The following is a 13,908-nucleotide window of genomic DNA, read 5'->3' on the forward strand; positions in this document are numbered from 1 at the left end:
CTCTTTCCTTTCAGGCTCGAAAGCGGCTCAGCGCGCGCTTCCATTCGCGTTCGTCGGGCATCTTGAGCTTGATCGTGGGCAGTTCGTCGCTCGCCTCGATCGTCCGCGGGCGGACCTTGCGATACCGCTCGCGCCAGCACCGCGAGCAGTAGAGGTGAGGGCGCAGGTCGCGAAATTCATCGCTCCAGCCCCGCTTCTCGCACAAATTCCATAGGCCGTGCGGCTGAAAGCAGGCAGCCTGCCCGCACGAGCAAGCGGCGCGCACGCTGTTCTTCCACAAGGCCGCCTCGAAGACGTTGGTCGCGACTCTGAGACCGTCCTGGTTGCGGCTCATGGGTCACGCCGCGGCATCCGCGGCAAAGTCGAACAGCGGCAGGCTTGGCGGCTGCCTCTCGGCGAGCGCGGTCGAGGCATGATCGGAGGCGACATTGACCCATTCGATGCTCCAGTCGAGCGAGAAGGACTTGCCCGCGCGGTCGATCGTCACCGCGCCAGCACCTTCGACGACGACCTCGAAGCGCGGATCGGAATGGTAGCTCGCGCGGATCAGCGACCCGTCCGACAGGGCGATGCAGTATGTGTCGACGAGCTCGGTCTCGCCGAGGAAACGCGGCGCGGCGGCGGGAATCGCGAGGCTCGCCTCGACATCGCCAACGACGCACAGCCGCGGCTCCTTGGGCATGGGAATTATGGTTATGGCCAATGCAGCTCTCCGACTCGGAACGAGGAATTATTATAGAACAAAATAGGTACAAAACCAATGACGTCCTCGCCGGCATCCGATACCCCAGGCCGGGTCCTCCTGATTCGCTGCAGGCTCAGATGCTCCAGATAGTCCCCATTCACCTCGCCCTGATCGAGCTGCCGATCCTGCTCGTCAGTGCTTCGGCGGGCTTTCCCTCGCCTGCCCACGACGACATGGAAGAGCCGATCAATCTGGGCGACTGGCTGATCGAGCACCCTGCCGCGAGCTACGTGATGCGCGTCGAGGGACGCTCGATGGAAGGCGCGGGGATCAACGATGGCGACCTGATCGTGGTCAGCCGCGCGAAAAAGCCCAGGCCCGGGCATATCGTCGTCGCCCTCGTCCATGGCGACCGGACATTGAAGCGCCTGCGACGCCGCGGCGACCGCCGGTGGCTCGTCGCCGAGGCGGACGGCTATCCCGACATCATCGTCGACGAGCACGTCGAAATCTGGGGCGTCCTTGCTGGCCTCGCCCGGCGCTACCCATGAGCGCGCCGGTCGCCCTCATCGATTGTAACAACTACTACGTCTCGTGCGAGCGGGCCTTCGACGCGAGCCTCGTCGGCGTACCGGTGATCGTACTCTCGAACAACGACGGCTGCGCCATCGCGCGCTCCGCTGAAGCCAAGGCGCAGGGCGTCAAGACGGGCGATCCGATCCACCTGATCCAGGGCAAGGTGAAGGCTCACGGCATTCGGGTGCTCTCGTCGAACTACGCTCTCTACGGCGACATGCAGCGCCGTGTCGTCGCGGCGATCCAACCCTTCGCGCGCGATTTCGAGATCTACTCGATCGACAAGACCTTCGTCGATTTCGCGGGCTTCGAGCATCTCGACCTCGTCGCGCACGCGCGGGAGATGAGCGCGCAGGTCCGCGAATGGACGACGATCCCGACCTGCGTCGGCATCGCGCCGACCAAGGCGCTCGCGAAACTCGCCAATGCCGCGGCCAAGAAGAACCCCCTGTTCGAAGGCGTCGCCGACCTGCGCGACGAGACGACGCGCAACTGGGTCCTCGACCGCTTCGCCGTCGGCGATGTCTGGGGTGTCGGCCGCGCGACCGCGACCAAGCTCCAGGGGCTCGGCATCCGCACAGCAGGACAGCTCCGCGACATGGCGATGAAGCAGGCCCGGGGCATAGGCACGGTCGTGCTCGAGCGACTGATCGCCGAGCTGCGCGGTGTGCCCGCCGCCGCCGTCGAGACGGTAGAGCCGCAGCGCAAAGGCATGGCCGTGACGCGCTCGTTCGGTACGCCGGTTGCCGACATCGACACGCTGATGGGCGCCGTCGCGCAATATGCCATGCGGGCCGGAGAGAAGCTGCGCCAGCACGGCCTCGTTGCGCGCCGCGTAACGGTCTCCTTCCATACCAACCCGCATAAGCCCGAGCGGCCGCAGTATTCCGCGACGCGCACGCTCAGCGCTCAGCCCATGACCAATGATGGCTTGGTGATCCTCGGCCTTGCCCGCCGCGGCGTGGAAAGCGCTTGGCGCGAAGGCTATGGCATCACCAAGGCCGGGATCATGCTCGAGGACCTCGTCGAGGAGCGGCTACGGCCTCTGGCGCTCTTCGAGGGCGATACCGAAAAGCGCGCGCGGCTGATGAGCGCGATGGACGAGGTGAACGGTCGTTTCGGGAAGTTCGCCGCGGTGCCGGCGACCCAGGGGTTCAAGCGCGACTGGGCCGCGCGATCGGATGCGCGGTCACCGAGTTACACGACAAGGATCGCCGAGGTGCCCGCAGTGCGCGCCTGACCTTTCCGCAAGACTGGAGGAGGGCAGGCCGATCTCGCGCGCAAGGCGAGGCATTGGCCTCGGTGCTTGGCCTGGGATTCAGGTCAGCACGTGGATGAGCAAGGGAATCCAGAACGCTGCGATCATCGCCCAGACCAGGATCCGTTCGGGCAGCGATGGCTTCTCGCGCCGGCGACTAAAGCAGGGTGGCGGTGGCATTGGCCGTGCTCCTCTTAGTCCAGGGCTCGGGCGTGCGATCGAACCGCAAATCGGCGTGAGAAGTTCGAACGAGCCCGAAGGCCTCCTCAGGCAAGCCGTGCATCCACTGATCGTACTCGTCGGGCCGGAGCAACACGGGCATCCGCGTGTGAACAGACAACATCTGAGGCGATGCCTCGACCATGACCATCGAATAGGCCTGGCCCCATTCGGCAGTGTCGCGCCAGATGCCGCCGACCGCAAAGATGTCCGTGCCCTCGATCGAACACCAGGTTCGTGTCATTTGGCCCTTGGGACCTTCGGCCTCGGCCCAGCCCGTGAGCGGGATCAGGCAGCGCCGCTTGGCAAAGCTGTCCCTCCAAAACGAGGTGTTTAGCTTGTCGCCGCGCGCGTTGTTGACCTTCTGCGGCTTGGACTCGGGTTTCATCGTCGGCGGACGGTACGGAAACCCCCAGATCATCGTCTCGAGCCGGCGTCGGCCCTCGACCTCGCGGATCACCATGCCGGGATAGCCGGGATAGGTTTCCTCGGCCGCGTTGAACGCGGCGATGTCGGGCGGAGCGACACTGAAATAGGCGGCTACCTCGGCAGCGCTCTTACGGACCGTGGAGAGGTTGCACATGCGCCATATCTATCATGCCAACGGCGATTGCGCAGGAGAATCGAAGAGGTGGAGGGTGGCGGGGGCAGGGCAATCTGCCATAGCGGATGTCGCGCTGAGCAGACTCGGGGAAGGGCGGGCCGGTTATCGCGGAACCGAACCCACTTTGGCTTCGCTCAGGATGTGCCTGACGCCTGCGATCACCACTTCGAGGAGCGCTTCCGTTGCGCTGGCGGGCGGAGGCGTGAGACTGTCACTGAGCAGGTCGGATGCGGCTCGCGCGCCGCTCCGGGCCAATTCCCGCTCGGGCCCCAAGGGCAGGTCTTCCAGTCTGCGCACGATGGCGCGGAGTTTCGCCGCGGCCTCCGTGGCGCGAACGGCATCTGAATACAAAAGGTCCATTCGCGATCCCGTACGCGTAAGGAGGCTGTAACGATTTTCGGTGGCGGACCCGGTCGGTCGATCATTGCGAAGGGCCGCCGGATCCGCGGCTGCTTGCCTAAGCGAAGGCGATTGAGAATCCGTTACGTCACCGGGGGCATCCTGGCTCCGCCCGTCGCTGACACGCGGCGACCTGCCGCAGTCGTAACAATGTGTTTACGCTGTGGAAGATCAATGGCGCCGCTCGTTGGCCGCTAGCGACCCGGGTCAACGGGCATCCCGGTCTCCCCGCCATTTCAACCGAAGTGGCGGGGGGATTTGAATCAGGTCATGTCTGCCGACAAGGTTACTGCCCGACGGCCGCATTGGGTTTCCCAATAGCGGCAGTTCATTCATGAACTGTGCTTGCGGGTTGGCCGATCCATATCGGGCAGCCGACGGATAACCTTTGCCGCTGCTATTTGCCGCGAGGCGCGAACGATCCGCACGAAGCGCCGGCGTTCACCGTCGCGTTCAGCATCAGGCAGTTGCCGCAGCCTTCTTCCGCCGCCGTGAAAAAGGCACAGCCGGCACAGCGGCGCGCAGGATCGGCGGCCGCCTCCATGTAGCCGATTGATCGCCGTCGGTTCTTCTGGCTGAGCGGCAGGGTTGCGGAATCGTAGCAGGCGGCGGCCCAGGCGGAGGAAGCCCCGAGCGCGGCGAGCGGGACGGCCGTGGCGGCGAGGCCGAGGAAACGGCGGCGATTGCTGTTCATCTCAGTTCGCCTCCACACGGAATTGGTCGTGGCAGGCCTTGCAGCTGCCACCGAGACTGCGTGCGGCCGCGCGGATCGCTGCGGCGTTGCCAGTGCTGACCGCGCGCTCGAGCGCGGCTGCCTGGACGGCGAAGCCATCTTGGAGCTGGCGGAAGCGCGCGCCCTGCGCCCAGATCTCAGGCTTGGCCGCCGTCTTCACGCCCGGTCGCGGGCCGCTTCCGGCCGGATACCAGCCATACTGGCGACCGGCGGCGGCGCGGATCCTCTGCACCGCGGCTCGCAACACCGGGGGCTGGGGCGAGGGCGCGCGCAGGCCGTCGTTGAGCGTCTTGAAGGCGGCGCCGAGATCGCGGTAGCCATCGATCCGCGTGCGGATCTGGTCCGCGGGTGCAGCGAGGAGCGGGGCGGCCGCAATTCCGGCAAGGGCGATGGCGGCGAGAGCCCGAAGCTTCGCCGGTTTCGATCGGTCGATGGTCATTGTCGTTTCCGTTTTCTTCCCTCTGACGTCTTCAGGTCGGCTTCTTGGGACCGCGATAGACGTCGTGGCATTCCTTGCACTGCAGCGCGCCGCCCAGCATGTTGGTGACGCTGGTCAGATCGCCCTTGGCGCCGAATTCGGCGAGCTGCTTGGTGTTCTTCTCGAGATCGTCGAGCCGGCGGGAATAGTCGGCCCAGTTCGACCAGACCTCTGGCTTGGCGCGGCCACCGGGCACCCGCGGCGCGAAGGCGGCCTTCGAAGCCGCCGCGGTCTCCGCGATCGACGCCGTGACTTCGGCAAGCTTGTCCTTGGGCTTGAGCCCGGCGGCGATCTCACCGAGCAGTTCAGCGTCCTTGTCGAACTGAAGCATGAGGTTCTGCCGTTCGAAGATGATCCCGTCGGCTTCGGCCTTGGCCATCGCCCCCTCGGCGGCATCGGCGCGTGGCGAGACGATCGCCGCGAAGGCGAGAGCGGGGACGACCATCGCCGACAGGGCGACGAGGCGGCGGTTCTTCATCTTGGTGATCTTGCGGTTCCTATGCGTCATCAGGCGACCAGTTCGGTGACCGTGCGGTTGGTGTCCATCGAGCCCGTGCCCCATTTCTCGACCTGCACGCCCATGGCCTGCTGGATCGACAGGCCCACGCGCGATGCTGCGTCCGCGCGCCCAGCCTTGTGATAGCCAGTGCGGATGCGGCCGCCCGCCTTGCCGATGACCATCATCGGGATGCCTTCGACCGCGTGCGACTTGGCGATCGAACAGTCCGAATGTGCGAAGAGCAGGGTATTGTCGAGCAGCGTGCCGTCGCCTTCCTTGATGCCCGCCAGCGCATCGACGAAGTCGCGGCAAGCGACCATGGACTTGGCCGCGAACCAAGCCACTTGCTCCTGATAGCCGAGCTTGGGATTGACCGGCTCCTCGTGGGTGAGCGTGTGGTGGGTGTCAGACGAGGCCGAGCGGCGCAAGTTGGAGGCGGTGTCCGAGAACAGCATGTTGAACACCCGCGTCTGGTTGCAGGCGAGCGCCTGAGCGAGCAAACCGGCCATGATCTTGTGGTTGACCATGACGTGCTCGACGTCGGCATCGACCACGGTCTTGGCCGGCGCCTGCGGCAAGGTGAAGTTCTCCACCTTGGCCGGCGGCTGCAACTGGAGTTCGAGCTGCTGTTCGAGCTGGCGAACCGAGGTGAAATACTCGTCCATGCGCTGCCGATCGGCCGCGCCCAGCGCCTTCATCAGCCGCTGGCGGTCTTCGCTCACTGCCGAGAGGACGCTTCGGCGCACCATCGTGCGCGGATCGGGCGTGAACGATGCGGCGTTCGGATCCTGGAAGCCCTCGCCGAAGATTCGCTGATAGAGCGCCATTGGCGAAACCTCGCTGGGATTGGGCGAGCCGGCGCCGCGGAACGAGTACGAGCGCTCGATTCCCGAGGCGCTGAGCTCGAGCGAACGAAAGCGTGAACCCTGGCCGATAGCCTCGCCGACCAGCACGTCGATCGTCGGCGCACGGACCGTTTCAGTCGGCACGGGAATGCCCGTGCGGAGTCCGAGGTTGCCGGTCATGTGCGGCTTGTTGGCGACGCCATCAAGCTTGACGTCGAAGCCCGAGAACAGCGCCATCTGATCGCGGTAGAGCGCCAGCGGCTCGAGATCGGGCGGCATCGTGTAGCCCTTGCCTTCGCTCGTCGGAATCCAGCGTTCGGGGACGAAGCCGCAACCCCAGATCCAGGTGCCGAAACGCACGGGCAGGCGTTGCCCGGTCGCGGCCAGGGCTTCGCCGTTCACGTCGAGGAACATGTCGAGGAAGGGCAGGGCCATGGCTACCTTCGCGCCATTCACCATGCCGCGCAGGATCGTCCTGCGGTTGAGCTGCGTCATGAGCGGTTTCCTTTCTTCGCGGCGGCGGCCGTGCGTTGCGGTCCCTGATCGAGCGCCGGGGATACGGCGTAGAACGTCCTGCTGAGCGCTATTGCGCGCATCAGCGCGGGCACGCGGAAGCGCTCGGCCTCGAAGCGTCCCATCAGGTATTCGACGAAAGGCTCCTCGTTGCCGGCGATGTCGCGGCCGATGGCCGAACGATAGAGTTTCTCGGTCAGACAGCCCGTCACGCTGGAATTGTCGTGCATGGCCTGGCCGAGACCGGTCGCGCCTGAGAAATCCTTGCCGTCGAGCGAACCGCTGAGGTCGAGTTCGGCGCCATTTTCCTTGGCGCGGAAGCTGCCGGCGCCGTCGAAGCTCTCGAGCGTCAGGCCGATCGGATCAGTCAGCTTGTGACAGCCCGCGCAGACCGGATTGTCGTTATGTTCGGCCAGCCGCAAGCGCGCGGTCGATCCCGGACGGTTCACGGCGTCCTGCACGATTGAGAAGTTCACGTTGGCCGGCGGATCGGGCACCTTCTGGCAAAGGAAAATCTCGCGCAGCGACTTGCCGCGCAGGGTCGGCGACGAGCGGCCCGGGTGCGAATGCAGCGCCAACATCGAGACGTCGGTCAGGATGCCCGCGCGCTGGCTGTCGGCCGGATACGCACCGCGCTCCCAGCCGTTCCGCGTCGTGACCGGCACGCGATAGAGGATGCCGAGCGGCCGCGAGAGCCAGGTTTCGCGCGTGGTGAACAGATCGCGATAATCACCCTGCTGCGTCACGAGGAGCGATACGACCGTGCGCAAGGTCTGTTCCTGCGCGTCGCGTGCGACGGTCGTTGTATAGGCGGGATAGATCGCTGGGTCCTTGAACAGGTCGTTGAACCCGTCAAACTGGAACATGTCCCAGAAGAACGCGCGTACCGAGCTGGCGAGGCGGGGCGAGGCGAGCAGGCGATCGACCTGGCGCGTCAGGCCTTGCTCGCCGTGCAGTTCACCCTGTGCGGCCGCGCGCAGGAGCTCGGCATCGGGGGTGGTGTTGATCAGGAAATAGCTGAGCCGGACGGCCTTCGACCAGCCGTCGAGCCGGGTCGCCCCGGGCTGATGCGGATCGGGTTCGGCGCGTTCCATGCGCAGCAGGAAGTGCGGCGAATCGAGCATGCCGATCAGCGCATATTCGAGGCCGTGGTAGAAGCCGCCGAGCTTCGCCTGCGCGGCCTGCGCGACCTGGACGAAGCGGTCACGTTCCTGCGGAGACAAAGGCCGGCGGAAGAGCTTGAGACCGTAGTCGGTGACGAACCGCGTGGCGCAGGCCTTGTCGAAGACGGTTTCCGATTTCGGCTGGCAGGGAACGAACTGCGCGCGGCGCTTCTCGCCTGTGACTTCCGCGGCGATGCCGCGCGCAGAGACATCGTACTGTTCGACGCTGAAGGCGGACATAGAGCCGTGGCTGGTGCCGACCGCGATCAGGCCGTCCTCGCGCAAGCCGCGCTCGAAGCGCCCGGCGATGGCGACGTCGGGCGCGAAGACGTCGGCGATCGTCGCGCGATACTGCGATTCTGTCAGGCGGCGCATCAGCAGCGGGCCACCCGCGGGCTTGGGCTCGACAAGGGCCGCGGGCTCAGGCTGTGCGCCCTGCTGGGCCCAGCCGATGCCGCCTGCCAGAGCCAGGCAAAGTCCCAGGCCGATCCGGCGCAACGATGATAGTCTGAGGGTTCTGGCGATCATGGTGCTCATTTCAGCGCCAGCGGCGCGTTGACGCTTTGCGTGCGCGCATCGACGACGAAGGCGGGCGCGAAGCGGATCTTGTACTGGGTGGATATCGAGGTGCAGCGCCCGGTCTTGGGATCGCGATCACCGTCCGCGGCCTGGTAAAGCGCTTGGTGAGCGCCGTTGCAGGTGTGCCCGAGCACTGCTGCGCGGCCGACCGAGGTGCCGAGGCGCAGGCGCTCGGGGGCGAGCTCTCCCTTAGCGTTGCGGCTGTGCCGGGCGCCGTACTGCAGGTCGTACATGTTCTCGACCGGGGTGTAGCCGGCGAGCAGTCCGGTGATGCCGCCGTCGGGGGCGAACTTGAACCGCACCCGCGCGGCGCGCAGGACGCGGTCGTCGGTCATCGAGTTGACGATGTTGTGGAAACGCAGGTCGACCGGATCGATCATCAACACGCCGTCGACGATGCGGCCGCGCGTGGTGGCGCGGTAGCGCTCATCCTGCGTTGCCGCATAGGTCGCAAAGGGCAGCGCGGTCCGCGCGGCGCTGAGTTCGATTGGATCGGCGTTGGCGTAGAAGCCGATCTGGACCTCGGGATCGTTGCGCAAATCGTCGACGCCCTTGAGCGTCATCAGGATTCCCCAGGAGCCCGTGTACATCTCGGTCTGCCAGCCGTTGGCCTGTCCGGAAGACTGGAAGCCGGTGGTGCATCCGACGACGCGATACCACTGATTGTCGACGCCGCGCTCGCCCTGGGAGCCTTGAAATTCCTCGTGCGAGCAGGTCTCGACCGTCCGCGAGCGGCTCGCGCCCGGCTCGCGCGCGTCGAGATCGAACCCGTCGACCTTCACGCGGCCCGACACCATGCGCCAGCCCGGATCGGCGGGTGCCCCCTGCGGATTGAGGCAGATGTTCTGGCCGTCCGGCTTGGTCTGCACGGCCATGCTCATGCGGCGCTCGTAGGTCTGCTGGTTCTCATCGGCACCGCGCTGGCCGGCCGGGGTCTTCGCCAGGGCCTCGATCAGGCCGCGTACGCCGCCCGACATGCCGGCGGGGCAGGCGCCGTCCTTGCCGTCCGGCCCGAGCGCATAAGCGATTTCGGTGACGACGAAGCCGGCCTCGCCATTGCGGAACACCTCGTTCTGCACGCCGCCGGCTGCCTGGTGCGAGACCTCGGGAGACGGCGAGGCCTGGGCAGCGCGTTCCGAAGATGCGCTGGCCAGCAGCAGGCCGGCCGACAGCACGACACACCCTTTAAGGAAGGCGGGCCTCCGGTATCCGTCACCTGCTGTCACACGCACCCTCCAGTTGATCTTGCGGCCTGTGCCGGTGCGAGAGGATAACGACCGGCGGCTCAGAGTCTGTCCGTCCCGGCAGGCTCGTATCGGCAATCTGCGACCGTCCAAGCAGGGGCGTGGCGGGTGCAGACCTGGGCTATCCTCTCAAACGAGGGACTGCCTTTCCAACGCAGGCGGAGCCAGCGGTTTTACATGAACTTTACACTTGCCCGCCCGGTGTCCCGGAGGCCGGGGTCAGGAGTTCACCAGCTTGTAGCCGACCCGGCGGATGGTCTCGATCGAGATCGCTGGAAAGGGCGAGAGCTTGTTGCGCAGGTTGCTGACGTGCACGTCGATGCTGCGGTCGAACGATCGCCAGGGGCGGCCGAGCACCTCACGCGAAAGCGCGTCTTTCTCTACGACATTGCCCTTGGCTTCGACCAGAACCGCGAGAAGCGCGAATTCCGAGAACGTCAGGTCGAGCCGGCGCCCGCCGACGCTCGCCTCGCACGCGCGCGGGTCGATCCGGATCTCGTTGGTGCCCGGCAACGCTTGGGGGGGCGGGGCATCGCCGGCGGCAGCGAGCGTCACCGGCGGGAGGAACATGTAGCCTTCGCCGCGCAGCGTCCGGATCACCTCTTCCCCCGCGGCGCCGTGCAGCTTCTGGCGGAGCCGGCTGACCTGGGTGTCGATCGCGCGATCGAAGGCATCGGAATCGCTGCCACGGGCCAAGTGCAGCAGTTCGTCGCGACTCAGCGCGCGTTGCGGATGCTCGACGAAAGCCAGGAGCAGACCGAATTCGCCGTCCGAGAGGCTGGTCAAGACGCCGCCTGGATCGCGCAGCACCCGCCGTACCGCGTCGAGCTGCCAACCGGCGAACTCGAACAGAAGCCCGCCGGGCGGATTGACGCCGGCACTCTTGAAGCGGCGCTGGAGCGCGCGGATGCGGGCGAGCAGTTCGCGTGGCGAGACCGGCTTTGGCAGATAGTCGTCGGCGCCGAATTCAAGGCCGGCGATGCGGTCCGCCTCGCTGCCGAGCGCCGAGATCATGATGACGCCGACATTCTGGCGATCGGCGAGCGACTGGGCCAGGCTCAGGCCGTCCTCGCCCGGCAGCATCACGTCGAGCAGCACGATGGCGACCGCGTGTTCGTCGAGCACGCGTCGCATCGCCACTCCGTCGCCCGCTTCGAGGACATGGAAGCCCTCGCGCGCGAGATAGTCACTGATCGCCGACCGCACCGACGGTTCGTCGTCGACGATCAGGATCTTGGTCTGGGGCGTTTCCATCCTGCGCTCACGTCACCGCGACGACTGGGGCGCCAATCGGCAGGCGGACGCGCGCGCGAAAACCTCCGGGGACGTTGCGCAGTTCGATCATGCCGTCGTGCGCGCGGGCGGCGGATTCGGCGATCGCGAGCCCGAGGCCGATGCCGCCCGTGCTGCGGTTACGCGATCGCTCGCCGCGGAAGAAGGGATCGAAAGCGCGGGGCAGGTCGTCCTCGGCTATGCCCGGACCGTCGTCCATGAAATCGACGACGACCTCTTTACCCTCGACATTGTAGGCGAGGTCCACGCGGTTCCCGAACTTGATCGCGTTCTCGATCAGATTGGTGAACAGGCGTCGCAGGCGGACGATGTCGCCGCGAACGGTGATCTTCCGCGCTGGGTTAAAGCTGACGTTAGCCCCGCGGTCACGGCAGTCGTCGGCCAGGGTCTGGAGCAGCGAGCCGAGATCGAGCGGCTCGGTGATCAGCGGCCGGCCCTCGCCGTCGACATAGTCGAGCGTCGATCCGATCAATTGCTCCATGTGCCGGATCTCCGCCTCGGCGGAGGCCCGAGTTTCGGCGTCGGCATTAGCGACACGGAAGCGCAGGTTGGACAAAGGCGTGCGCAGATCGTGCGCGATGGCGCCGACCAGCGCCGTGCGCTCCCGAACGAGATGTGCGATCCGCTCCTGCATGTCGTTGAGCGCCACCGCCGCCTGGCGGATCTCAGTAGGGCCGACCACCGGCACCGGCCGATCGTAATGCCCGTCGCCGATCCTGCCCGCGGAAACCGCGAAAGCCTTTACCGGCCGATTGAACCGCGCGCTGAACAGCATCGCCAGCGGCAAGACGATGGCGATACCGAGGTAATAGGTTGCATAGCGCCAGAACCGCACCGAGCGAGCCTGCCAATAGTCGACGATCCGCGAATGGGTCTGCCACGCGCCGTCGGCCTGCCGCACGTAGATCGTGAAACCGCCGAGCAGGATCGGATTGGCCGCGCCTTCGTCGGCATAGATCCGCGCCTCGTCGACGATGACCTGCGGGCGAAAGCGGTCGGACTGCAAGCGCACGCGCACGTCGCGTTCGGGAAGCGACAGACGGGCCGCCAGCAGCCGCGATACCACGCGCTCGGCGCTTCCTTCGCTTGACGGCGCTTGTTCTGCCCGGCCGCGCTCGATGAGCTTGGGCGGGATCTGCACGACGTCCAGGCCACGGACGATCCGAGTCATTTCGTAGAGCGAGACCGGGCTCGACGAAGGGCCATAGTTGAAATTGATCGCGAGGATGTTGATCGCCGTGATGGCGGCGATCGTACCCAGCGCGAGGAGAATCATGTGTGCCCGGATCGAATTGAGTCCGGGCCAGAGGCGTCCCCTCACCAGTGGTGCGGTCCGTCGGCAAAGTCGGCCATTCCGATCGGCATCTTTCTCTCCCTCGGGCACCGGTCGCTTCTACGCGCGGGCCCGACCCATAATTTGTCCGGTCAGACACAAAAGCAATGTCCACTGCCCCAGGCGGTAAGCGATTTCGCCGACGTAGCGGTCGCTCGGCTGCGCACAGGCACTACCTGAAAGCTGCCGCTCATTTACCGAGCAGAAGGCGCGAACGGAGTTCGAGTTCGCCCTAGTTCTTCGGTGAGTTACCGTCGCGAATAAGCTGTTCAACCTCCCCGATCTTTAATCTGCGATAGAAGCATTGCCGCTGATTCAGCGTCGCCTAGCGATCGAGATAGTAACCCCCAATTCGGAGACCAAGGGGAAAGCTGGGGTGACACTGACGCGATGCGTGCTGGTCAAGCATGCCTCGGCAGTCTTCTCGACCTGTTCACAATTCGGACTCGGAGGTGGTTGAGACGCGACCGGCGCGCTGATGACCGCGCAGCAGGCAGTAACGTTTATTGATCGCATTATCTCTCGGTCCCTCACACAGCGATCCGCCTGCCGTTTTTGGCCAACACGGAAGAGGCCGGTGATAGCATTTTGGCAGCGTGCCTAGGCTAGCGAACAAACGCGACCTACGCTATTGCGCTGCCGCCGACACGCCGTTGTGGTAGAGATAAGGTCGGATTTTCCGAACCGTCCGAGCGGTTCCGCAAGAAGATCGAGAGACTGTCCAGGAGCCGATTTCGCTCATGGCTTGCGATTTCTGGCAGCCGGTCCGTGTCACGGCAACACGCCAGGGAAGACGTCTTCAGGCAGTTCGCGGATGGTTTGCCGGGTGCCGCCGAAGTGGCTTTGCACAGCGCGATCTGCGGCGCCGACATCCTGCTCCGTCACGGCCTTGGTGACTTTGGCATAGCCGGAGATGTGGCGAAGGCGCTGCTTTTCCGATTTGCGCGCTTCCGCCTGTGCACGAAACAGATCCGCACGCGTGAGCGGCATAGCTCGTTCGAGCTCGCAATTGCCGCCGATCCCGATGAGCACGGTGTAGAAATTGCGGCGCTGCTCGAGATATTTTCCACGGTTCAGGCTCTTGTTAGCTTCCTCAACCGCGAAAGCGGCGGCGCGCAGGGCCAATCGCTTTTCCTTGGTGTCGCAGTTCCGGGCGGCCAGCCGGGCCGCGAGGCGGGCAAGGGGTTCGAGGACGTCGAGCAGGTCGAGCGTGGTCTTGCGGTCGAGCGCGGCGATATAGGCGCCGCGGAATCGGGTCAGCGTGACGATGCCCGCGACCGACAGGTGCTTGAGCGCTTCGCGGAGCGAGCCGCGGCTTATGCCGATGCGGTGCATGAGGTCGGGCTCGACGAGGTGCTGGCCGGGAACGAACGTGCCCGACCGGATGCCGCGGATGATCGTATCGGCCACCTTGTCGACCACCCCGGCTCCCAATCCTTCCGAATCTTCGCTCATTTCCAGGCCATTCCCAACTCCGAGAGAAGCAT

General features: G+C 65.7%; 15 protein-coding genes. 2 read left to right on the forward strand and 13 right to left on the reverse strand.

From position 1 onward, the window contains the following. Positions 1–10 precede the first annotated feature (10 nt). Positions 11–334: a hypothetical protein gene (locus tag WG901_RS19575; protein ID WP_339588798.1), complete on the reverse strand. Its 324-nt coding sequence runs from the start codon at positions 332–334 to the stop codon at positions 11–13. A gap of 3 nt (positions 335–337) precedes the next feature. Beyond that, a complete protein-coding gene (locus tag WG901_RS19580; RefSeq protein WP_339588799.1) occupies positions 338–682 on the reverse strand; it encodes a hypothetical protein in 345 nt (114 codons plus the stop codon). Positions 683–822: 140 nt separating this feature from the next. Here WG901_RS19580 and WG901_RS19585 point away from each other — a divergent pair, with 140 nt between their 5' ends. Both WG901_RS19585 and WG901_RS19590 read left to right on the forward strand, forming a co-directional pair. Next, positions 823–1,236 (forward strand): LexA family protein, encoded by a 414-nt coding sequence (locus WG901_RS19585; RefSeq protein WP_339588800.1) that lies wholly within the window; start codon positions 823–825, stop codon positions 1,234–1,236. Beyond that, on the forward strand, positions 1,233–2,501 hold the full coding sequence (locus tag WG901_RS19590; RefSeq protein ID WP_339588801.1) for a Y-family DNA polymerase: 1,269 nt from the start codon (positions 1,233–1,235) through the stop codon (positions 2,499–2,501). Before WG901_RS19585 ends, WG901_RS19590 begins: the two co-directional genes overlap by 4 nt. Before the next feature lie 175 nt (positions 2,502–2,676). On the opposite strand, the gene WG901_RS19595 is transcribed toward WG901_RS19590, so the two are convergent. From WG901_RS19595 to WG901_RS19645, 11 genes are all read right to left on the reverse strand, one after another. Next, the gene (locus WG901_RS19595; protein ID WP_339588802.1) at positions 2,677–3,321 is read right to left on the reverse strand and encodes an SOS response-associated peptidase; all 645 of its coding nucleotides are present in this window, start codon (positions 3,319–3,321) and stop codon (positions 2,677–2,679) included. Between the two features lie 123 nt (positions 3,322–3,444). Next, the gene (locus WG901_RS19600) at positions 3,445–3,702 is read right to left on the reverse strand and encodes a hypothetical protein (protein WP_339588803.1); all 258 of its coding nucleotides are present in this window, start codon (positions 3,700–3,702) and stop codon (positions 3,445–3,447) included. Between the two features lie 436 nt (positions 3,703–4,138). Then, positions 4,139–4,435, reverse strand: a complete 297-nt coding sequence (locus WG901_RS19605) for a hypothetical protein (protein WP_339588804.1) — start codon at positions 4,433–4,435, stop codon at positions 4,139–4,141. Position 4,436: 1 nt separating this feature from the next. Then, a complete protein-coding gene (locus WG901_RS19610; RefSeq protein WP_339588805.1) occupies positions 4,437–4,913 on the reverse strand; it encodes a c-type cytochrome in 477 nt (158 codons plus the stop codon). Between the two features lie 31 nt (positions 4,914–4,944). Further along, on the reverse strand, positions 4,945–5,460 hold the full coding sequence (locus tag WG901_RS19615; protein ID WP_339588806.1) for a cytochrome c: 516 nt from the start codon (positions 5,458–5,460) through the stop codon (positions 4,945–4,947). Next, on the reverse strand, positions 5,460–6,791 hold the full coding sequence (locus tag WG901_RS19620) for a DUF1552 domain-containing protein (protein WP_339588807.1): 1,332 nt from the start codon (positions 6,789–6,791) through the stop codon (positions 5,460–5,462). Before WG901_RS19620 ends, WG901_RS19615 begins: the two co-directional genes overlap by 1 nt. Further along, on the reverse strand, positions 6,788–8,500 hold the full coding sequence (locus WG901_RS19625) for a DUF1592 domain-containing protein (protein ID WP_339588808.1): 1,713 nt from the start codon (positions 8,498–8,500) through the stop codon (positions 6,788–6,790). Before WG901_RS19625 ends, WG901_RS19620 begins: the two co-directional genes overlap by 4 nt. A 5-nt stretch (positions 8,501–8,505) precedes the next feature. Further along, positions 8,506–9,726: a hypothetical protein gene (locus WG901_RS19630; RefSeq protein ID WP_339588809.1), complete on the reverse strand. Its 1,221-nt coding sequence runs from the start codon at positions 9,724–9,726 to the stop codon at positions 8,506–8,508. Between the two features lie 288 nt (positions 9,727–10,014). Beyond that, positions 10,015–11,049: a winged-helix domain-containing protein gene (locus WG901_RS19635; RefSeq protein ID WP_339588810.1), complete on the reverse strand. Its 1,035-nt coding sequence runs from the start codon at positions 11,047–11,049 to the stop codon at positions 10,015–10,017. A gap of 7 nt (positions 11,050–11,056) precedes the next feature. Beyond that, positions 11,057–12,364 carry a sensor histidine kinase gene (locus WG901_RS19640; RefSeq protein WP_339588811.1) on the reverse strand — a complete coding sequence of 436 codons (1,308 nt, stop codon included), beginning with the start codon at positions 12,362–12,364 and terminating at the stop codon, positions 11,057–11,059. Positions 12,365–13,192: 828 nt separating this feature from the next. Continuing rightward, entirely contained in the window at positions 13,193–13,843 is a 651-nt protein-coding gene (locus tag WG901_RS19645; protein WP_339588812.1) for a GntR family transcriptional regulator, read from the reverse strand. Positions 13,844–13,908 lie beyond the last annotated feature (65 nt).

This window comes from Novosphingobium anseongense (genome assembly GCF_037482895.1).
Lineage (GTDB): Bacteria > Pseudomonadota > Alphaproteobacteria > Sphingomonadales > Sphingomonadaceae > Novosphingobium > Novosphingobium anseongense.